This is a genomic window from Planococcus sp. 11815, from assembly GCF_051096385.1.
Taxonomy (GTDB): Bacteria; Bacillota; Bacilli; order Bacillales_A; family Planococcaceae; genus Planococcus; species Planococcus citreus.
In genome coordinates, this window is record NZ_CP096991.1 from 1,108,244 (window position 1) to 1,129,856 (window position 21,613).

Consider the following 21,613-nt stretch of genomic DNA (forward strand, 5'->3'; position numbering starts at 1 on the left):
TAGTTCACTTTTCCCGAAAACCCTGCGCTTGAAACAGAAGGTGTCAAATCGGTGAAGGCATTCGGGTCTAATTTATGACAATTGCGCCCAGATTCTATACAATAAGGAGCGGAGCGTCTATAGTATAGACGGATAATGAAGGATAAACTATAGCCGCAAAGACTGAAGGGATGAATAATTCATGACTTTTAATGATACGTACCTGCGCGCAGCGCGCGGGGAAAAGACCGACCATGTACCGGTATGGTATATGCGCCAGGCTGGGCGTTCACAGCCGGAATACCGCAAGATCAAAGAAAAGTATTCATTGGAGGAAATCACGCACCAGCCGGAACTTTGCGCTTACGTCACGAAACTGCCGGTCGACCAATACGACGTCGACGCAGCGATTCTTTACAAAGATATCGTGACACCGCTTCCAGCCATCGGGGTGGACGTCAAGATCAAGGCAGGCGTCGGGCCGGTCATCAGCAATCCGATCCGCACAAAAGCGGACATCGATAGACTTGGTGAAATCAATCCTGAGCAAGATGTCGACTACGTGCTGAAAACGATCAAATTGCTGACAGAAGAGCAATTGAACGTGCCGCTCATCGGCTTTTCGGGTGCACCGTTCACTTTGGCGAGCTATATGATCGAAGGCGGCCCTTCGAAGAGCTATAACAAAACGAAGGCAATGATGGTATCAGAACCGGAAATGTGGTTTGCGCTCATGGACAAGTTGGCAGACACAATCATTCCTTATGTGAAAGCACAGATCCATGCCGGTGCAAAAGCGATCCAGATTTTCGACTCATGGGTAGGCGCGTTAAATGTCGAAGATTACCGCATCTTCATCAAACCGGTCATGGACCGCATCTTCCAGGAAATCGGTGAAGAAGGCGTGCCGATGACGATTTTTGGCGTCGGCGCAAGCCATTTGGCGAATGAATGGCATGAATTGCCGGTAGATGTGGTTGGACTGGATTGGCGTTTGCCGATCACCGAAGCACGCGAAAGAGGCTTGACGAAAGCCTTGATGGGCAATTTCGATCCATCTTATTTGCTGGCGGATTGGTCTGTCATTGAAGAACGCACGAAAAGAATTTTGGATATGGGCATGCAGGATGATGGCTATATCTTCAACCTTGGGCACGGCGTATTCCCTGAAGTGCAGCCGGATACGCTGAAGCGTCTGACGGCATTTGTCCATGAATACAGTGCAGCATACAAAAAACAGAACTAACAAACTTTTGACGAGGTGATTGTGATGAAAAAGACAATGGGATTATTGGTAATGGCATATGGTACGCCATATTCTGAAGATGATATCGAGCGCTACTACACGCATATCCGCCGCGGCCGCAAACCGAGCGAAGAAGCGTTGCAGGATTTGAAAGACCGCTACAAGGCGATCGGCGGCATTTCACCGCTGGCTAGAATTACAGAAGATCAGGCAAATGGCTTGTGTGACCGCTTGAACGAATTGCAGGATGACATCGAGTTCAAAATGTATCTCGGCTTGAAGCATATCGAGCCATTCGTGGAAGACGGCGTGGAAGAGATGAAAAAAGACGGCATCGAAGAAGCGATTTCAATCGTTCTTGCGCCGCATTTCTCGACATTCTCCGTTAAATCTTACAACGGCCGTGCAAAAGAAACAGCTGATAAGCTCGGCATCAAGCTGACTTCCGTGGAAAGCTGGTACACAGAGCCGAAATTCATCCAATTTTGGAGCGAGAAAGTAAGCGCGGCATTTGCTGAAATGTCAGAACAAGAACGCGCGAAATCTTGCCTGATCGTCTCTGCGCATTCTCTGCCGGAGAAAATCATCGCAAATGGCGATCCATACCCAGACCAATTGAAAGAAACAGCTGACTTGATCGCCGAAGCGGCGGGTGTTGAAAACTACGAAATTGGCTGGCAAAGTGCCGGGCAGACGCCGGAACCGTGGATCGGGCCGGATGTCCAGGATTTGACGCGCGATTTGCATGAAGAAAAAGGCTATACTTCTTTCGTCTACACGCCAGTCGGCTTTATCACAGACCATTTGGAAGTCCTGTACGATAACGACTACGAATGCAAAATTGTTTGTGATGAAATCGGCGCGACATACCGCCGGCCGGAAATGCCGAACGTAGATCCGTTGTTTATCGATGGAATGGCCAATGTTGTGTTGAATAAATTGAACGAAAACTGATCCTGGCGAATTGTCTAGGATGTAAGCTTTCAAACAATAAACCGTTACTAAAACGCCGCTCAGCAGTTAACTGTGGCGGCGTTTTATCAATGAATGGGCAAAAATTTCGGCCAGTGGGAGCAATATGTGCCCACCGCAAGGAGGAAATCACATGAAAAAATGGATCGTACTTGTGCTGGTGATGCTGCTGCTGGCGGCATGCGGAGAAGAAGATTCATCGGCTGGTACGGGCGAACTGCCGCAACAAGTGGAAGTCGAGTTCAATACAGAAGAAACCGCCGAGCCCGGCGAAGAAGTTCGGCTATCAGCTACTGTCACCCAAGGCACAGAGGCAGTAGAAGATGCAGATGAAGTGGTCTTTGAAGTATGGCAATCTGGGGCTCGCGAAAACAGCGAAATGCTGGAAGCAACTCATACACAAGACGGGGTTTATGAACATAGCTGGACGGTGGAAGAAGAAGGGCTGTATTTTATTCAAGCCCATACGACGGCCCGCCGCATGCATGTCATGCCAAAAATGGAATTGACAGTAGGCGATCCGGATCCGGAAACGATCGTGCCTGACGATAGCGAAGACTCGGATGCCATGGAAAAGATGGGACATTGATTTTTTTATCTTTGCCACTGTTGCATAACAGTTCTAAGGTAACGCATAAAAAAACGGCCGGAGAATTTCTCCGGCCGTTTTATCTGTTTAGATTTCGTTACAGGTCTGGCAGTGATTGCCGTAGCACTCGTGCTGCTCTTCGATTTTCTCTCCGCAAGTGGCACACTGTTTCGGGGGCAAGTTCTTGAAGAATTCGACTACGTTCTCAATCATTTCTACCAGCTCCTTTTTGTTATAGTACTGTAAGTGATAAACACAGTGTATTATAACAGTTTAGATCCGTCAACCCTTAACCGTGATTATTTTGAAAAATTCCGTTAAAATAAAGATAGTCAATAGTAAAAAAGGAGAGAGATCATGTATTTCGTAGATAATAAAGGCATAACAGATCCGCGCATCAACCTGGCCATCGAGGAATATTTATTGAAAACGATGGATGTCGACCAAAACCCGTTCCTGCTGTTCTACATCAATGAACCGTCCATCATCATCGGGAAAAACCAAAACACAGCAGAGGAAATCAATACCGATTATGTGGATTCAAACGGTATCCACGTCGTCCGCCGGCTTTCAGGCGGAGGAGCCGTCTATCATGACCACGGCAATTTAAACTTCAGTTTCATTACAAAGGATGACGGCAACAGTTTCCGTGATTTCCGCAAGTTCACAGAACCGGTCGTCAAAGCCTTGCAGGATATGGGCGTCAACGCCGAACTTTCAGGGCGCAACGACCTTCTCGCTGAAGGGCGCAAGATTTCCGGCAATGCCCAATTCGCGACAAGAGGACGCATGTTCAGCCATGGCACGCTGTTGTTCGATACGAAAATGGATGAAGTCGTGTCTGCCTTGAAGGTCAATAAAGAAAAAATCGAATCGAAAGGCATCAAATCGATCCGCAGCCGCGTGGCGAATATTTCAGAGTTTTTGGAGCAGGACATGTCGGTTGGACAATTCCGTGAAGCTGTGCTGCATTCAATTTTTGCTGGTGAGGAAAATGTCCGTTTTTGGGAACTCACCGACCAGGATTGGGACAATATCCACGAATTGTCGAGAGAGCGCTACGCTAATTGGGACTGGAATTACGGCAAGTCGCCGAAATTCAACATCAAGCATTCGCACCGATTCCCTGTCGGCGGCATCGATGTCCGCCTCCAAGTGGAAAAAGGCATCGTCCAGGAAGCGCATATTTACGGCGACTTCTTCGGTGTCGGCGATGTAGCGGAAATCGAACAGGCACTCACTGGTGTGAAATATGAACGCGCAGCGCTTGCTGAAGCGATTGAAGAGATCGACATCCCGAAACTGCTCGGGGGGATCACGACAGAAGATTTCCTCAAGTTGATTTATTAAGATTTTCTGTGGAGCCTGCTTTCGAGCAGGCTCTTTTGTTAGAATAGAAAGAAACGGAAGGGGGAAGGGACATGGGTGAACAGCGGATATTCATTGTAGAAGATGATGCGAAGATCGCTTCGCTGTTATCGGATACATTGCGCAAATATCATTACCAAGTCGAAACTGCGAAAGACTTCGACCGCATCTTGGAGGAGTTTACCGCCTTCGACCCCCATTTGATTCTTTTGGATATTAATTTGCCTTCTTATGACGGCTATTACTGGTGCCGGCAGTTGAGGCAGCAGACAACTTGCCCAATCTTGTTCATTTCCGCCAGGTCAGGCGAAATGGACCAGGTATTTGCACTGGAAAACGGCGGAGACGATTTCATTACGAAACCTTTCCATTACGAAATCGTCCTTGCAAAAATAAGAAGCCATTTAAGAAGGTCTTATGGGGAATATGCACCAAAACAAGAAGAGCGCACGGTTCGTGCAGGACGGCTCGTTTTATATATGGAGCGGCTTGAATTGCATTGCCGGGAAACGGAGATCCCGCTCCAGAAAAAAGAAAGCACCATTTTAGAACTATTGATTGCCGCGTATCCGAAAGTGGTGACGCGTGAGCAATTGCTAGAGGAGCTATGGGATGACCAGGCGTTCGTCGATGAAAATACTTTGAATGTCAATATGGCCCGCGTGCGCAAGAAGTTGACGGATTACGGCATCCAGAGTTTCATTGAGACGGTGCGCGGCGCCGGCTACCGGTTGATCCTTGGCAGGGAGGAGCAATGATGCTGCGGTTATTCCTGCGTGAACATGCCGCATTTATCGTATTTCAATTCTTGCTCGTCGGGTTCATCCTGATGCTTTACTGGCTCGACGGATTCCGCAATACGGACACAGCCGTCTATTCATTCATCATCAGCTTATTGCTGCTGGCCAGTTTTCTCGGTGTCCGCTTTGCAATGCGCTACCCTTATTATGAGCGCCTACTGAGCAACCCGCCGAATATGGAACATGCTTTGCAGCGGGAAGGTCGTTCGGCTGAAACGGTGCAGACGGAATTGTATATGCAAAAATTGTACCGCCTTTACCAATACGAAGTGCAATCGCTTTATGCGGGGCAGACCCGCCACTTGCAATTCATCAATCAATGGGTGCACCAGATGAAGACGCCGCTATCGGTCATGCACCTGTTATTGCAGGAACCCGAAGAATTGGATAAAGCGAATATCCGCGAAGAAGTGGACCGCTTGCGCGCAGGGCTCGACACAGTATTGATGAACGCTCGCCTCGATACATTCGAGCAGGATATGCAAATCGAGCAGGCATCGCTGCGCGGCATGGTATCCGAAATGGTGACGGAAAATAAGCGCCTGTTCATCTCGCGCCGCGTCTATCCGGAAATCGACATCGAAGAACGCTACCAAGTGGCGACAGACCGCAAATGGATGAAATTCATCATCGGCCAATTGCTGACGAATGCAGTGAAATACACCTTCGAAGAAAATAAGAAACTATATATCCGGGCCAGCTGCCTAGAAGGTACTATTACCTTATCGGTGCAGGATGAAGGCATCGGGATTCCGCCATCGGATTTGCCCCGTGTCACCAAAGCCTTCTTTACAGGAGAGAACGGGCGCCTGAGCGGTGAATCGACCGGGATGGGGCTGTATCTGGCACAGGAAGTATGCAACCGGCTTGGGCATGAACTGGAAATCACTTCATCGAAAGGCCAAGGGACGACCGTCTCAATCGTCTTTCCTTATCAGGAACAGAATGTAGGGGGATCAACATGACAGTAGTGAAAATTGATGAAGTGACCAAAGTCTATGAAGGAAAAGTGACGCATCGTGCGTTGAACCAATTAAGCTTCGAAGTGGAAAAAGGGGAATTCCTCGCAGTGATGGGCCCTTCCGGAAGCGGCAAGACGACGCTATTGAACTTGATTTCAACAATCGATTCATTGACTTCTGGCACCATCCTCATCAATGGCATCAATCCGCATTCGTTGGATAAAGATGAATTGCCGCTGTTCCGGCGGCGCCAGCTAGGGTTTGTGTTTCAGGATTTCAATTTGCTGCAAATGCTGACGGTGGAGGAGAATTTGGTGCTGCCGCTGACGCTCGACGGCATGCCGATCAAAGAAATGGAAAGCCGCGTCCAGGAATTAGCAGCAAGGCTCCATTTGCAGCCATTTCTCCATAAGAAGCCGAATGAAATTTCCGGCGGGGAAGCGCAGCGTACGGCAATCGGCCGCGCGCTTATCCACCGTCCGGCGCTTATACTCGCGGACGAGCCGACCGGCAATCTCGATTCGAAAGCTTCGAAAGATGTGCTCGAGCTATTGAGCGGCTTGAGCCGTGAGGAAGGGACGACGATCATCATGGTGACGCACGACCCGATCGCCGCAAGCTATTGCGATCGCGTGCTGTTCATCAAAGACGGCGAGTTCTTCAATGAAATTTACGGGGATGACCGCCGCCAAACCTTCTACCAAAAAATCCTCAACGTGTTATCTCTATTGGGAGGCTCCGTTAATGACCTTTCGCCAACTCGCCTTCCGTAACGTTTTCAGGAATTTGAGAAGCTACGCAGCCTTCCTATTGGCCAGCGTCTTTTCGGTCATGGTGTTCTTCATCTACTCGATGTTCATCTTCCATCCGTTATTCGAAGAAGAAGGATTCCGCGTATTGGCTGTGCGTGGCATGTTCATCGCGGAAATCGTGCTGTACATTTTCACGCTGTTCTTCCTGTTCTATTCCTTGAGCGCGTTTTTACAGGCGCGGACAAAAGAATTCGGTGTCTTGATGCATCTCGGGATGAGCAAAAAGCAGCTCAATAAATTGGTGTTTTTCGAGACAATGATTCTCGGCGGCCTGTCGACAGCGGCAGGGATCATCTTCGGTTTCGCGTTCACGAAATTCTTTTTCATGATCGGGCGCGAAATCATGCAGTTGGAGGAGTTGCCGCTGTATTTCTCCTGGAAGCCGTTCGTCTTGACCATCGGCGCATTCGCCAGTTTGTTCATCATCATCTCGCTCATCAGCGTGTCCTTTATCCGCACGAAACGCGTCGTCGATTTACTGGTAGGCTTCTGGAAGACCGAGGAGGAGGCGGCGTATTCGCCAGCTTTATCGGCGTTCGGATTGGTACTTTTGGGTATTGCGTATTTCCTGGCGGCGACGGTATCCGACCGCACCGTTTACATCATGGTCTTTATCGTCCCGCCACTCGCGACGATTGGCACGTATTTGTTTTTCACGCATTCGATCCATACCTTTCTTCAATTGTATAAGAAACGCCGAAGCATCTATTGGCATAAAACACGCCTTGTGTCGCTTGCCGAAGCGGCGGTTAAGTTGAAAGACAGCGCGCAAATGTTCTTTATCGTGACCATCGTCTCGACCGTCGCCTTCCTGACGGTCGGTACGCTTGCCTCGTTCACTTCCTATACAGCAGAGTTCCGGCAAAGCAATCCGCTCGGGTTGATCTACGTTTCTTTTGAAGGCAATACACTCGAACAGCAGCAATTAGACCAGCTGAAGCGTGAGCTTGAACAACAGCAGCTTGCCTATACGCTCGTGCCTTTGGAAGTGAAGCGTCAGACATCGAGCGCAAGCGGCAATGACGTCGACATTATGTCCTTGTCGGAGTTCAACCGTCTCGCTGTTGCGCTCGGCCATGAACCGGCACGGCTTCAAGCCGGTGAAGCGATGTTCCTGCCGTTTTCACAGGAATCGCTCCGTGAACTGCAAAAAAGTTACGCAGAGACGGAATTGGTGGAGAGCGGGGTGGAGCTGACGATCGACCAGACTTACCCGCAAGTGCTGTTTCCGGCGCATACCTTGAACGCCAATACGATTATCATGAACAATGAAGATTTTAGCAAAGTGGATGAACCGTTGATGGGTTATCCGCCAGACACATCGGATTTTCGCTATTACGCTTTCCATGTGCCGGATTGGACAGAGACCGTGTCAATCGGCGAAAACGTCCGCTATCCGATCAGCGAGGCGATGGTCAGTGGAAATTTTGCTGGGCTCAATTATTATTTTGAGAATCCAGGATACGAATACCGCTGGTTTAAATCGTCCTTTGCGTTGTTATTGTTCATCGGTTTGATGGTGGCGGCTGTGTTCTTGCTGGCTGCAGGGAGTTTCATTTACTTTAAGTTGTATACAGGGCTCGAGCGCGACCGCAGGCAGTACCAATTGATGGTACGTCTTGGGATGACGGAGCGGGAACTCGGAAAAATCGTTAACCGCCAGCTTGTGCCGCTGTTTTTCCTGCCTTGGGCGCTTGCATTGCTTCACAGCGCTTTCGCATTCATTTCGCTTCAAGTCGTATGGGATGAGTTTGCGGAGCTGTCGATTTTGTCAGAGATGGCAATCGTGCTTGGTGGTTTCACGCTCATGCAGATTCTTTATTTTTTCTTGATTCGCTGGCGTTATATCGCCCATTTGAAAGCTTATTGACCAGAGGGAGCCGCCGGATAATTCCGGGGGCTTTTTTACTGGAGATTTTTGGCGGGCAGTTGTATTGTCTGAAGATTTATTTTATAATGAATAAAGTAAATATGAATGAGTATTCATTCAATAGAAAGAGGGATATTCAATGAATTTGGGAGAACGTGTTCACGAAATTGCACAACAGGAAGCTGGAAGAATTGCTTATACGTTCATGGGCAAAGACACAACTTATGGCGAATTCGACCAATCGGTATCGAAATTCGCTGGTGCATTGCAGGAACTCGGTGTGGAAAAAGGGGACCACGTCGCATTTCTTTTAAGCAACACCCCGCATTTTCTCATTTCGCTATACGCCACTTTGCGCCTGGGCGCGACAGCTGTCCCGGTCAACCCGATCTATAGCCCGGATGAAATCGCTTACATTGTCAATAATAGCGATGCCAAAGTAGTTGTAGCACTGGACGCTTTGCTGCCGCTTGTGGAAAAAGCGCATCAGGCTTTACCGGCAGTGGAAACATATGTCATTTGCGAGACGGATCCAGCGACTGCCGAAAAAATGGCGCAGCTACCGGAAGCGGTCAAAGGGAAAGTCCGTTCCTTCACGCAACTTCTCACAGCTTCCGATGCTTTTGGCGGGACTGCAGACATTTCACAGGATGACAATGCCGTCATTCTCTATACATCCGGGACGACAGGAAAACCAAAGGGAGCGATGTTGACCCATGGCAACCTGTATTCCAACGCGCGCGATGTCGCGGAATATCTCCAAATCACGCAGGATGACCGCGTAGTGGCGACGCTTCCGGTATTCCACGTGTTCGCATTGACGGTCGTCGTCAACGCACCACTTATGCAAGGTGCGACGATTGTGCTCGTTCCGCGTTTCACGCCGCAGGAGGTATTCGCAGCGACAAAAGCGTCCCAGGCGACGGTCTTTGCGGGTGTGCCGACGATGTTCAACTTCATGTACCAACTGCCCGATGTGGACCCGGCGGATTTCGCTTCTGTACGCTTGGCGATTTCCGGGGGATCTGCGATGCCTGTCGCGTTGCTGCATAATTTCGAAGACAAATTCAACGTGCGTATTTCTGAAGGCTACGGCTTGTCCGAAGCATCACCGGTCACGTGTTTCAATCCGATCGACCGCGAACGAAAAGCGGGATCGATCGGCACATCAATCATCAATGTCGAAAACAAAGTCGTCAATGAACTCGGCGATGAAGTGCCCGTCGGTGAAGTGGGCGAGCTGATTGTGCGGGGTCCGAACGTCATGAAAGGCTATTACAAAATGCCGGAAGAAACGCAAGCTGCGATCAAAGACGGCTGGCTGTACACAGGGGACTTGGCGAAGATCGACGAAGAAGGTTATTTCTTTATCGTCGACCGCAAAAAAGACATGATCATCGTCGGCGGTTATAATGTCTACCCGCGAGAAGTGGAAGAAGTGCTATTCGCTCACCCAGCGATTGTGGAAGCGGCAGTGGTCGGTTTGCCGGATGCTGACTTCGGCGAATCGGTCAACGCTTATGTGGTGTTGAAAGACGATGCAGTTTCCATTGAGGAGCTGCAAGCATATTGTGCGGAACATTTGGCGAAATACAAAGTGCCGCGCCATATGGAGATTCTTGATGAATTGCCGAAAAATACGACCGGCAAAATCCTGCGCCGTTCGCTGAAAGACCAGGCTGTAAAAAAATAATCATGAACCGCTTTCCGCTTTTCGCGGAAAGCGGTTTTTCTTTGTATTGGAACATACGGTATACATATTTTCAAAGGGCTTTAATTGAAAAGACAGACAATTACCGATATAGTGAAAAGGCAACTATTACGAAAAACGAAATAGTTATTCAGGAGGCTGAGCGTGTGTCGAAAAAAGCTGTTAAAATAGAAGATTTACTCGAATTAGTATCCGTGACCGACCCGAAGATTTCACCTGATGGGAAACGGGCGGTATTTGTCCAGACACAGATGGACGAAGAAGAAAATACATATCATTCGCATGTACATCATATCTCGCTGGAAACCGGCGAATCGGTTCCTTGGACTTATGGAGAAAATCGCAATAGCCAACCCGCTTGGTCAGCAGACGGCCGCCATGTCGCTTTTCTATCCGACCGCAACGACAAGAATCAATTGTACGTCCTGCCGGCAGGCGGCGGGGAAGCGCGCGCTGTGACGGATTTTGAAAAAGGGGTAAGCAGTTTCCACTGGTCGCCTTGCAATAAAAAAATCTGGTTCAATGCGCTGGTACAGGACGGAAAAACATTCACGGATCAAAAACCGGAAAAAGAGGAAGACGAGAAAAAGCCTGAACCCTACCGCACGACGATCATGAAATACAAAATGGACGGCAATGGGCTGGTCAAGCAGGACTACCACCGCCAGATCGGCTCTGTGGACTTGGAAACAGGCACGGTGGAGCAGTTGACGGAAGGGCCTTATCATTTCGGCTTGGAAGCCATTTCCCATGACGGCACGAAACTGGTATACGGCTCGGCCAAAGAAGAAATTCAGGATTTCATTTTCCGCCAGTCGCTCTACATGCGCGATCTGGAAACGGGAGAAGAAACGGCCATCATCGAACAAGACGGATATTACGGGGGCGCCGCATTTTCCTTCGACGATGCACGTTTGGCGTTTGTCGGCCATTCGCGCGCTTACGAAAATGCTACGCAAGCCGAACTGTATGTATACGATGTGGCAAATCAAACGACGCAATGTCTGACAGAAGGCATCGATGCACCGATCGGCGATTATGTCGTCGCCGACCATCAACAAGGCGCGCAGGCACCCGGCGTCGTCTGGACACAAGATGACCATTTATATTTCCAAGTGTCTACGGATGGCGATGTGCGCTTGTATTTCGCTTCGCTTGACGGCGCGGTGTATCCGGCTTCCCCGGAAGATGAGCATGTCTACGGCTACGACATCTCTAGAGACGGCAGCTTTGCGCTTGCCGCCATCAGCAACCCGGTGTCTCCCGGAGAACTTTACAAACTCGCCATTTCGACTGGAGAGCGCGAAGCACTTACTTCCTGCAATTCAAACTACCTAGAACAAACAGAATTGATTGCACCGGAAATCGTTTCGCATACAACGGAAGACGGCTTTGAAGTACATGGCTGGCTCATGAAGCCTCTTGGATTCGAACCGGGCGGAAAATATCCGCTCGTCGTCAATATCCACGGTGGGCCGCATGCCATGTACGCCAATACATTCGTCCATGAAATGCAGGTGCTTGCAGCAAACGGTTACGGCGTATTGTATGTCAATCCACGCGGCAGCCACGGCTACGGCCAACGCTTTGTCGATGCCGTGCGTGGCGACTACGGCGGCGGCGACTACCGGGATATCATGGGGGCACTCGACAATGTTCTCGCAGAAAATGACTGGGTGGATACAGAGCGGCTCGGCGTGACCGGCGGCAGCTATGGCGGGTTCATGACCAACTGGATCGTCTCACACGAAGGGCGCTTTAAAGCAGCTGTAACCCAGCGTTCGATCTGCAACTGGATTTCCTTTTTTGGCGTTTCAGACATCGGCTATTATTTCAGCGAATGGCAGCACGGAGCCGCCATGGACAATGTCGATAAGCTGTGGGAGCATTCTCCGCTGAAATACGCGAAAGACATCCACACGCCGCTGCTCATTTTGCATTCGGAAAACGACCACCGCTGCCCGATCGAGCAAGCGGAGCAATTATTCATCACACTGAAAAGCATGCACAAGGAAGCTGAATTCGTCCGTTTCCCGGAAGCCGACCATAATTTATCGCGCACCGGCAAACCGAATTTGCGTTTTGCACGTTTGCAGGAAATTGTCGGCTGGATGAAGCGACTGTAAGTATAAAAAAAGCCAGGCGGAGAAATTTCTCCACCTGGCTTTTTTTTCTTGTTAACGCCCTTTGAATTCCGGTTTGCGTTTCTCGCCGAACGCGAGCAGCGCCTCGACGCGGTCTTCTGTCGGGATGGTGATTTCGTATGCTTTCCGTTCGATTTGAAGGCCTGTCTGCATATCGGCGTTCATGCCATTTTTGATGGCGAATTTGGCCTGCTGCAAGGCGATCGGCCCGTTCGCTAAAATCGAGTCCGCGAATTCACCTGTCACTTGCGCCAAGTCATCGCCCGCAGCGAGGCGGGTGACGAGGCCGTAATCAAGCGCCTCCGAAGATTTCAAGCGGCGCGCGGTCAAGATCAGCTCCATCGCTTTCGCTTCGCCGATTAATCTCGGCAGACGCTGCGTGCCGCCAGCGCCCGGAATGATCGCAAGGCTCGTTTCGGTCAAGCCGAGCAGTGTGTCGTCCGACGCGATGCGGAAATCACACGCCAAGGCGAGCTCCATACCGCCGCCGAACGCGTAGCCATTGATCATGGCAATTGTCGGCTGCGGCAAGTTTTCGATGGTCGTGAACACTTCGCCGATCTTATAGATATTGCGCTTGACCTGGTCTTGCGTCAAGGTCTTGCGTTCTTTCAAGTCGGCCCCGACACTGAAAGCCTTGTCGCCGGCGCCGGTGAAGACGACGACCCGGATGTCCGGATTGATGCGGATCGCTTCTGCCACTTGGCCGAGTTCAGCGAGCATATCGTAATTGAATGCATTCATCGCATCCGGCCGGTTCAATGTGATGAACGCTAAATTTCCTTTTTGTTCATAATGAATTGTTTCCATATCCATCCCCCTTTGATAATCCATCCGTTAAAAACATACCACTTTTTGGACTAATCTGTCACCAAACTCTATAATGGGAACAACAGGGGGGAGCTCATTCATGAACCAGGTTACATATCTCCGTATTTACCGCATCGTTTCCATGGCGATCCGATTTTATTTGCAAGTGGCGCTGTTCCAAAGGCGCAATAGGGGCAAGTGGACTCCAGTCGTTGAACAACGCTGGAATGAGCTCGTCACCCGCCAGGCAAAAGAATACAAGGAACTGGCGCTCAAGCTGGGCGGCTTGATGATTAAATTGGGCCAATTCCTGTCAACCCGTGCGGATATCATGCCGCCGAGCTTCTTGGCGGAACTTGAGGGATTGACGGACCGCGTACCATCCGTGCCGCGAAAAAACATCATTGAAGTGCTGGAGCAAGAATGGAATGTCGAGCACGGCAATTATTTGGATGGATTATCGGATCAAGCGATCGCTTCCGCCTCCATTGGCGAAGTGTTCAAAGGCCGATTGAAAAACGGCACCGAAGTCGCTGTCAAAGTCCAGCGACCAGGAACCGACCGCATCATCCGCGCCGATTTCCAGGCGATGCGCATCGTTATCTGGCTCGCGAAAAAATTTACCCCGTTCACCAAACAAGTCGATTTTGACCAATTATACGTCGAGATGACTGAAACGATCGGCGCTGAACTGAATTTTGTCCGCGAACTTCAGAACGGCCGTGCTTTTGCGGACCGCTTCGCGGAAATGTCCGGTGTCCACATCCCGGTCTATTACGATGAATACACGACGCGCCGCGTATTGGTGATGGAATGGATTGAAGGCGCAAGGATCACCGACATCAGCTTTATCGAAGAGCATGGGCTTAACCGCCACGAAATTTCCGAGCGGTTGTTCATCCTGTTCTTAGAGCAAGTGCTGTACGGCGGCCAGTTCCATGCCGACCCACACGGCGGCAATATCCTGTTGAAGCCGGACGGCACCATCGTGCTGATCGATTTTGGCATGATTGGCACGATCTCCGAGCGCGATTCGCAAGCGATTCTATTGATTGCAGAAGGCATCCTGTTCAAAAACTATGAACAAGTGCTCGATGGCTTGGAAGATCTGCGTTTCCTGCTGCCGCATGCTGACCGCGACTTACTAGCGGATGCTGTAGAGCGGCTCGTCGCTGCTTACGAATCGAATGAATTGATGCAGATGGACAGCTTTGTCGTCGAAAGGCTATTGAAGGACATGCAGGATATTGTCCGGACGCAGCCGGTGCAACTGCCAGCCGAATTCGCATTCTTCGGCCGCGCCGCTTCGATCTTTGTCGGCGTCTTGCATGTTTTGGATCCGAACGTCGATCTATTCGCGCTGGCACGTCCGCGCGTTCTGGAATGGGCTTCGACCAAACGGGAAGGGAAAGGGATTTTCGGCAAGGAAGACGTCTTCCGCTGGATCCTTAATTCCACAGGGCCGGCGCGGGCATTCCCGAAAAAACTCATCAACTTTCTCGATGAACCGGAACGCATCCGCCATTACTTGGAGAACAAGGAAGGCAGGGAGCGCGAGCATCAGCGCAATCTGCAGAGCAGGATGTTCGCTGGCATCTTCTCGCTATTATCGTTTTCCGGGATTTCATTATCCGTCTGGTTCTGGCACGAACCGTTCCTCTGGGTTTCGTCGGTCTTTTTCGTCGGCTCCTTGTGGGCATTCCGTGCCATCAGGTAAACAAAAAATCGCCTTATCGAAATGCAGGTATTGGACCTGCATGCCGAAAGGTGATTTTTTTAGGCGGTGGACAAATTCTGCCCGGTTCTTCAGTTATAGCAAAAAATCAAACGAAATCGTCCTTTTTTAACTGGCGCCTCTTGCAATTTCCGAATTCCCGGTTAAAATGAAAATAAGAACACTTGTTCCTATTAACTGGGGGGTGAGGAAATGCCCCTGATTTCAAGGGCGGAAATAGCCGTGTTTGAGAAGCGGGTGCAATTGCCGATGGTGCTCCTCATTTTGGAACGGGATCGCGAGTGGATCCAAAAAAGCCCTTTCAAACTGAAAGCCCCTTATGTGGAATTATTAGACCGGGCGATCGAACGGGCAAAAGGCGACCTGGCCGAAACCATCGAGTTGATGAGGGCCAATGGCATGAAGGTGAGGCGGGGAGGTAAAGACGACAATTTCTCGGAATATGTATTTTGCCATGGCGGCTATGAAGACCATCGCCGCTATTTGAATATCCGTTTGAAAAATGCCGTTGAAGATCAATTGAGGCTTTACCTGACAGCAGCCGCTAAATCTTTTTAATCCAGCGGCTGCTGGCTGCGAGGCGGAAACGCACGTTTCGTTACATAATTCATCCGGTGGTTATGGACGCGCTGGGCTTTTTTGAAATAGCGGCGCAAAGACCCGGTGAATGAATGCTGGTTGCGAAGCGCGATAGGAGAGATGTCCGCAGGGACGACGACGCCATTGCTGAGCGATACCAAACTGCCACGCCCGCTGTCATCCGCAGCAATCAAATCGATGGCATCGAAATTGAACCAGATGGAATCCTTGTTTTTCGGAGAGTGGGTAGGAAAGAAAATCAACGGATTGCCGTAATACTCGCCGACGATGATCGGCGGCTTGTGTTTTACGCCAATCGCTTTTTGTGCGTAGAGTGTGGCGCTGGCGAGGGAGCCGCGATAGAAAGAGCACGATTTCGCCACAATTTTATAGACCGATTCCTCCACCAGGAATTCGCTGCGGTCTTCAATGACCCGTGTCAAGAGCCGGTGGCCGTCCATATACGGAAGCAGCGCATACGTATTGCTGCAAATTGTATAAGAGACAGGATATTGATTCTTCTTGCCCATGAATATTTACCCCCTAAATTTACTTTACATACATCATTATAATAAAAAATGGAAAATACACAATAATTATTTTTCGAAAAAATTATTTTTTCAATCTCGTTGTAATTTTCAAAAAACTCTTGCTTCTTCCTTGCGCTTTCGTGTATACTAATGAAAAGCATTCGGGGTGAAGAAGAATGGAAAACTATTATTCTTATGCTGACTTCATGAAAGCGATGGCTCAAACGAAAAAGATCACGGAAGCGGAAAAGCTGCTGAATGAGATCTATCTGGATCTGTTCTTGAAGCATGTTCACCGCGAACAGCAGGAAACGCAATTGCTGGCACTTATCGACGAAGCCCTGGATCATAACGACCGCAAATCTTTTGACACATATACTGCGCAGCTGCAAGAGCTGAAGCGGGAAGAAGAATAACAGAACCGCCCGGAGTTTCTCCGGGCGGTTTTTTTATGCCTTGATGACGGCAGCTGCACTTTAGTGAAATGGAAAATCCATCCTGCAAACAGCCGATAAGTTGAATATACTTCAGAAAAAACATACGTTCGCTTTTTGTTAGGGGAATTTTAGGGCATATGTTAAAGTAGAAGTAGTGAAAAATACGGGGGGACATATCCATGAAAAAGGAATTTAACCTGCAAGCTCCTTATGAACCGGCGGGCGACCAACCGGAAGCCATCGCCAAGTTAACGGAAGGCATCATCGACGGAAAAAGGTTCCAGACCTTGCTCGGTGCGACCGGTACGGGGAAAACCTATACGATGTCGAATGTTATTCAACAAGTGAAAAAACCGACATTGGTCATGGCCCACAACAAGACTTTGGCAGGCCAGCTTTACAGCGAGTTCAAGGAATTTTTCCCTGACAATGCTGTTGAATACTTCGTCAGCTATTACGATTATTATCAGCCTGAGGCATACGTGCCGCAGTCAGATACATTCATAGAAAAAGATGCGAGCATCAATGATGAAATCGACAAATTGCGCCACTCAGCGACCAGTTCCTTGTTCGAGCGCGACGATGTCATCGTCATCGCCTCTGTCTCCTGCATCTATGGCCTCGGTTCCCCGAAAGAATACCGGGAACTCGTCGTCTCGCTGCGCAAGGGGATGGAGATCGAACGCAACCAGCTGCTGCGCAAATTGGTCGACGTGCAATATGAACGCAACGACATCAACTTTATTCGCGGAACATTCCGCGTACGCGGCGATGTGGTGGAAATCTTCCCGGCTTCGCGCGATGAGCGCTGCTTGCGCGTGGAGTTTTTTGGTGATGAAATCGACCGCATACGGGAAGTCGATGCCCTGACAGGGGAAATCATCGGCGACCGCGAACACGTCGCAATTTTCCCAGCGTCCCACTTTGTTACGCGGGAAGACAAGATGGTCAGAGCCATCGAAAATATCGAAGCGGAATTGGAAGAACGCCTGAAGGAAATGCGTGCAGAAGATAAATTGCTCGAAGCGCAGCGGCTCGAACAGCGCACGCGCTACGATTTGGAAATGATGCGCGAGATGGGCTTCTGCTCAGGTATCGAAAACTATTCACGCCATTTGACGCTGCGTCCGGCAGGCGCACAACCTTATACATTGATTGATTATTTCCCGGACGATTTCCTGCTGGTCGTCGATGAAAGCCACGTCACTCTGCCGCAAGTCCGCGGCATGTTCAATGGTGACCAGGCGCGTAAAAAAGTACTCGTCGACCACGGCTTCCGGTTGCCGTCCGCCATGGATAACCGCCCACTGACGTTTGATGAGTTCGAAGAGCATATCGACCAAGCGGTGTTTGTTTCAGCAACGCCAGGCCCTTATGAACTCGAACATACACCGGAAATGGTGGAGCAGATCATCCGTCCGACGGGCTTGCTTGACCCTGAAATCGAAATCAGGCCGATCGAGGGGCAAATCGATGACCTAATGTACGAAATCCAGCAGCGCAAAGAGCGCGGGGAGCGTGTATTGGTCACGACCTTGACGAAGAAAATGTCGGAAGACTTGACGAATTACTTGAAAGAGGCAGGCGTCAAAGTCAATTACCTGCATTCCGAGATCAAAACGCTCGAGCGCATCGAGATCATCCGCGAGTTGCGGATGGGCGTATACGATGTGCTGGTCGGCATCAACTTGCTGCGTGAAGGTCTCGATATTCCTGAAGTTTCATTGGTGACCATACTCGATGCCGATAAAGAAGGCTTCTTGCGTTCTGAACGTTCCCTAATCCAGACGATGGGGCGCGCTGCCCGGAACGAGAATGGCCACGTTATCATGTATGCGGACCGTGTCACGGATTCAATGCAAAAAGCGATCGATGAGACGACCCGCCGCCGCACAATCCAGGCAGCTTATAATGAAAAATACGGCATAACGCCGGTAACCATAAAGAAAAAGATTCGCGACGTCATCCGTGCAACAGAAGCGGCAGAAGAAGCGGAAGAGTATGTCAGCAAAGCGGTCGAAGGCAAGAAACTCAAAAAAGAAGACCGCATGAAGCTCGTCACATTGCTTGAGAAGGAAATGAAAGAAGCGGCGAAAGCGCTCGATTTCGAACGTGCCGCAGAACTGCGTGATACAGTATTGGAATTGAAAGCGGAAGGATGATAGGACTTGAAAAACCAAGAGATACGCATACAAGGCGCGCGTGCCCATAATTTAAAAAACATCGATGTGACAATCCCCCGCGATAAGCTCGTCGTCATGACCGGCTTATCCGGTTCCGGAAAATCATCACTGGCGTTCGATACGATCTATGCGGAAGGACAGCGCCGCTACGTCGAGTCCTTGTCGTCTTATGCACGGCAATTTCTTGGCCAAATGGACAAACCGGACGTCGATTTAATCGAAGGTTTGTCTCCGGCGATTTCGATTGACCAAAAAACTACGAGCAAGAACCCGAGATCGACCGTAGCAACCGTGACGGAAATCTACGATTATATCCGGCTCATGTATGCGCGGATCGGCAAACCGATCTGCCCGAACCACGGCATCGAGATTTCTTCCCAAACGGTCGAGCAGATGGTCGACCGTTTGGTTGAATATCCGGAGCGGACGCGCATGCAAGTGCTGGCGCCGCTCGTATCCGGACGCAAAGGTACACATGTGAAACTGTTGGAAGACATTAAGAAACAAGGATACGTCCGCGTCCGCGTCAATGGCGAACTGATCGACTTGGATGACAATATTTCGCTCGATAAAAACAAAAAGCATTCCATTGAAGTGGTCATAGATCGTGTCATCATGAAAGACGGAATCGCCCCGCGTTTAAGTGACTCGCTGGAGTCGGCTTTGCGTCTTGGGGAAGGGCGAGTGCTGGTGGATGTCATGGACGAAGAGGAATTGCTGTTTAGCGAACATCACGCCTGCCCGATTTGCGGATTTTCCATCGGTGAATTGGAGCCGCGCATGTTTTCATTCAACTCGCCATTTGGGGCATGCCCTGAATGCGACGGGCTAGGCATGAAATTGGAAGTCGACCCTGAACTGGTCATTCCGGATTGGGATGTCAGCCTCGCAGATCACGCCATCGCCCCATGGCGTCCGACGAGTTCCCAATACTACCCTCAATTGCTGCAAGCAGTATGCAGCCATTTTGGAATTGAAATGGACGTGCCGATGAAGGAATTGCCTGAAGATCAGGTGAATATCATCCTTCACGGTTCGGCTAATGAAAAAATCCGTTTCCGCTATGAAAATGATTACGGCAAAATCCGCGACAGCCATATTTTCTTCGAAGGCGTGCTCGCGAATGTCGACCGCCGCTACCGGGAAACCAGCTCCGATTATATTCGGGACATGATGGAGAAATTCATGGGCCAGCAACCATGCCCGACATGTTCAGGCTACCGGTTAAAACCGGAATCATTGGCTGTCAAAGTCAATGACTTGCACATCGGTCAAGTCGTTGAATATTCCATCACGGAGGCACAAGCGTTTTTCGACAGCTTGACGCTATCGGAAAAAGACCGCCAGATTGCTACTATGATCCTTCGCGAAATTCAAGAGCGTGTCGGTTTCTTGATCAATGTAGGGCTCGATTATCTGACATTGAACCGCGCATCTGGAACATTGTCAGGCGGCGAAGCACAGCGAATCCGTCTTGCAACGCAAATCGGCTCAAGGTTGACAGGCGTTCTTTATATTCTCGATGAACCTTCAATCGGCCTTCATCAACGCGACAACGACCGATTGATCAGCACATTGAAAAATATGCGCGACATCGGCAACACGCTGATTGTAGTGGAACACGATGAAGATACGATGATGGCAGCGGATTACCTGATCGATGTCGGTCCTGGAGCTGGCGTACACGGCGGCGAGATCATTGCTGCCGGAGCGCCCGAAAAAGTGATGAAAAACAAGAAGTCGTTGACCGGCCAGTATTTGAGCGGCAAGAAGTTCATTCCGCTGCCGGCTGAACGCAGGCAGCCGAACGAACGGAAGATTTCAATCCGCGGAGCTTCCGCGAATAACTTGAAAAATGTCGACGTCGACATTCCGATCGGGTTGTTCACAGCGGTCACCGGAGTTTCGGGTTCTGGGAAAAGTACCTTGATTAACGAGATCCTTTACAAGTCGCTTGCCCATAAACTGAACCGTGCGCGGGTGAAGCCTGGCCAGCACAAGTCGGTGGAAGGTATCGAGGAACTGGAAAAAGTCATCGATATTGACCAATCACCGATTGGGCGCACACCGCGTTCCAACCCGGCGACCTACACAGGCGTATTCGATGATATTCGGGATGTTTACGCGACGACCAATGAAGCGAAAGTCCGCGGCTATAAAAAAGGGCGCTTCAGCTTCAATGTCAAAGGCGGACGCTGTGAAGCCTGCCGCGGCGACGGCATCATCAAAATCGAAATGCATTTCCTGCCGGATGTCTATGTACCGTGTGAAATCTGCCACGGCAAGCGCTATAACCGTGAAACGCTGGAAGTGAAATATAAAGATAAAAACATTGCAGACGTGTTGGAAATGACAGTCGAAGATGCGTATGCATTCTTCGAGAATATCCCGAAAATCAACCGTAAATTGAAAACCATCGTCGATGTCGGGCTTGGCTATGTAACGCTCGGCCAGCCGGCGACTACATTATCCGGCGGTGAAGCACAGCGCGTCAAACTGGCTTCGGAGTTGCATAAACGCTCCAATGGCAAGTCGTTCTATATTTTGGACGAACCGACGACCGGCCTCCATGCCGATGATATTTCACGTTTATTGAAAGTGCTGCAAAGGCTCGTGGATAATGGAGATACCGTGTTGACGATCGAGCATAATCTCGATGTCATCAAAACGGCTGATTATTTGATTGATCTCGGACCGGAAGGCGGAGACAAAGGCGGCACGATCTTGGCCACTGGCACGCCGGAAGATATCGCCAAAGTCGAAGGATCCTATACCGGCATGTACTTGAAGCCAATTCTTGAGCGGGACCGCGCGCGCATGAAAGAACTGGTCGGAAAGGCCAGCGCTAAGAAAAGAAAAGCAAAGTGAAACTTTCCCTCGATCCAA

Annotated in this window: 18 protein-coding genes; 15 read left to right on the forward strand and 3 right to left on the reverse strand. The window is 50.0% G+C overall.

Features of this window, described 5'->3' with window-relative positions; translation table 11 throughout:
* Positions 1-181 precede the first annotated feature (181 nt).
* The 3 genes from hemE to M1Q06_RS05650 all read left to right on the forward strand — a co-directional run bounded on the left by hemE (position 182) and on the right by M1Q06_RS05650 (position 2,786).
* Positions 182-1,225: a uroporphyrinogen decarboxylase gene (hemE, locus tag M1Q06_RS05640; protein ID WP_434402168.1), complete on the forward strand. Its 1,044-nt coding sequence runs from the start codon at positions 182-184 to the stop codon at positions 1,223-1,225.
* 21 nt (positions 1,226-1,246) lie between these two features.
* Positions 1,247-2,179: a ferrochelatase gene (gene hemH / locus M1Q06_RS05645; protein WP_121301026.1), complete on the forward strand. Its 933-nt coding sequence runs from the start codon at positions 1,247-1,249 to the stop codon at positions 2,177-2,179.
* 151 nt (positions 2,180-2,330) lie between these two features.
* The gene (locus tag M1Q06_RS05650) at positions 2,331-2,786 is read left to right on the forward strand and encodes a FixH family protein (RefSeq protein WP_434402170.1); all 456 of its coding nucleotides are present in this window, start codon (positions 2,331-2,333) and stop codon (positions 2,784-2,786) included.
* 87 nt (positions 2,787-2,873) lie between these two features.
* On the opposite strand, the gene yhfH is transcribed toward M1Q06_RS05650, so the two are convergent.
* Entirely contained in the window at positions 2,874-2,999 is a 126-nt protein-coding gene (gene yhfH / locus M1Q06_RS05655; protein ID WP_083509120.1) for a protein YhfH, read from the reverse strand.
* Positions 3,000-3,143: 144 nt separating this feature from the next.
* Here yhfH and M1Q06_RS05660 point away from each other — a divergent pair, with 144 nt between their 5' ends.
* From M1Q06_RS05660 to M1Q06_RS05690, 7 genes are all read left to right on the forward strand, one after another.
* Positions 3,144-4,136, forward strand: a complete 993-nt coding sequence (locus M1Q06_RS05660) for a lipoate--protein ligase (protein ID WP_121301028.1) — start codon at positions 3,144-3,146, stop codon at positions 4,134-4,136.
* A 71-nt stretch (positions 4,137-4,207) separates the two neighbouring features.
* Positions 4,208-4,912, forward strand: a complete 705-nt coding sequence (locus tag M1Q06_RS05665) for a response regulator transcription factor (protein WP_434402173.1) — start codon at positions 4,208-4,210, stop codon at positions 4,910-4,912.
* Positions 4,912-5,919 carry a sensor histidine kinase gene (locus M1Q06_RS05670; protein WP_434402175.1) on the forward strand — a complete coding sequence of 336 codons (1,008 nt, stop codon included), beginning with the start codon at positions 4,912-4,914 and terminating at the stop codon, positions 5,917-5,919. Before M1Q06_RS05665 ends, M1Q06_RS05670 begins: the two co-directional genes overlap by 1 nt.
* Positions 5,916-6,689 (forward strand): ABC transporter ATP-binding protein, encoded by a 774-nt coding sequence (locus M1Q06_RS05675; protein ID WP_058381282.1) that lies wholly within the window; start codon positions 5,916-5,918, stop codon positions 6,687-6,689. The genes M1Q06_RS05670 and M1Q06_RS05675 overlap by 4 nt, the downstream gene beginning before the upstream one ends.
* Entirely contained in the window at positions 6,661-8,598 is a 1,938-nt protein-coding gene (locus tag M1Q06_RS05680) for an FtsX-like permease family protein (RefSeq protein ID WP_434402177.1), read from the forward strand. The genes M1Q06_RS05675 and M1Q06_RS05680 overlap by 29 nt, the downstream gene beginning before the upstream one ends.
* Positions 8,599-8,737: 139 nt before the next feature.
* Positions 8,738-10,291: a fatty acid--CoA ligase family protein gene (locus M1Q06_RS05685; RefSeq protein WP_434402179.1), complete on the forward strand. Its 1,554-nt coding sequence runs from the start codon at positions 8,738-8,740 to the stop codon at positions 10,289-10,291.
* Between the two features lie 164 nt (positions 10,292-10,455).
* A complete protein-coding gene (locus M1Q06_RS05690; protein WP_434402180.1) occupies positions 10,456-12,435 on the forward strand; it encodes a prolyl oligopeptidase family serine peptidase in 1,980 nt (659 codons plus the stop codon).
* Positions 12,436-12,486: 51 nt separating this feature from the next.
* On the opposite strand, the gene M1Q06_RS05695 is transcribed toward M1Q06_RS05690, so the two are convergent.
* Positions 12,487-13,263: an enoyl-CoA hydratase-related protein gene (locus M1Q06_RS05695; protein WP_101189957.1), complete on the reverse strand. Its 777-nt coding sequence runs from the start codon at positions 13,261-13,263 to the stop codon at positions 12,487-12,489.
* Between the two features lie 100 nt (positions 13,264-13,363).
* Here M1Q06_RS05695 and M1Q06_RS05700 point away from each other — a divergent pair, with 100 nt between their 5' ends.
* Together M1Q06_RS05700 and M1Q06_RS05705 are read left to right on the forward strand one after the other, a co-directional pair.
* Positions 13,364-14,980 (forward strand): ABC1 kinase family protein, encoded by a 1,617-nt coding sequence (locus tag M1Q06_RS05700; RefSeq protein ID WP_434402182.1) that lies wholly within the window; start codon positions 13,364-13,366, stop codon positions 14,978-14,980.
* 210 nt (positions 14,981-15,190) lie between these two features.
* Positions 15,191-15,556: a hypothetical protein gene (locus tag M1Q06_RS05705; protein WP_101805209.1), complete on the forward strand. Its 366-nt coding sequence runs from the start codon at positions 15,191-15,193 to the stop codon at positions 15,554-15,556.
* Here the strand turns inward: M1Q06_RS05705 and M1Q06_RS05710 are convergent.
* Positions 15,553-16,107: a competence protein ComK gene (locus M1Q06_RS05710; protein ID WP_058381275.1), complete on the reverse strand. Its 555-nt coding sequence runs from the start codon at positions 16,105-16,107 to the stop codon at positions 15,553-15,555. The two genes, M1Q06_RS05705 and M1Q06_RS05710, sit on opposite strands and share 4 nt — an antisense overlap.
* 176 nt (positions 16,108-16,283) lie before the next feature.
* On the opposite strand from M1Q06_RS05710, the gene M1Q06_RS05715 reads away from it, so the two are divergent.
* The 3 genes from M1Q06_RS05715 (at position 16,284) to uvrA (ending at position 21,595) form a co-directional block, all read left to right on the forward strand.
* A complete protein-coding gene (locus M1Q06_RS05715; RefSeq protein WP_058381274.1) occupies positions 16,284-16,523 on the forward strand; it encodes an IDEAL domain-containing protein in 240 nt (79 codons plus the stop codon).
* Positions 16,524-16,723: 200 nt separating this feature from the next.
* Positions 16,724-18,706 carry an excinuclease ABC subunit UvrB gene (gene uvrB, locus M1Q06_RS05720; protein WP_434402185.1) on the forward strand — a complete coding sequence of 661 codons (1,983 nt, stop codon included), beginning with the start codon at positions 16,724-16,726 and terminating at the stop codon, positions 18,704-18,706.
* 6 nt (positions 18,707-18,712) lie between these two features.
* Entirely contained in the window at positions 18,713-21,595 is a 2,883-nt protein-coding gene (gene uvrA, locus M1Q06_RS05725; protein ID WP_121301039.1) for an excinuclease ABC subunit UvrA, read from the forward strand.
* The last annotated feature ends 18 nt before the right edge of the window (positions 21,596-21,613 follow it).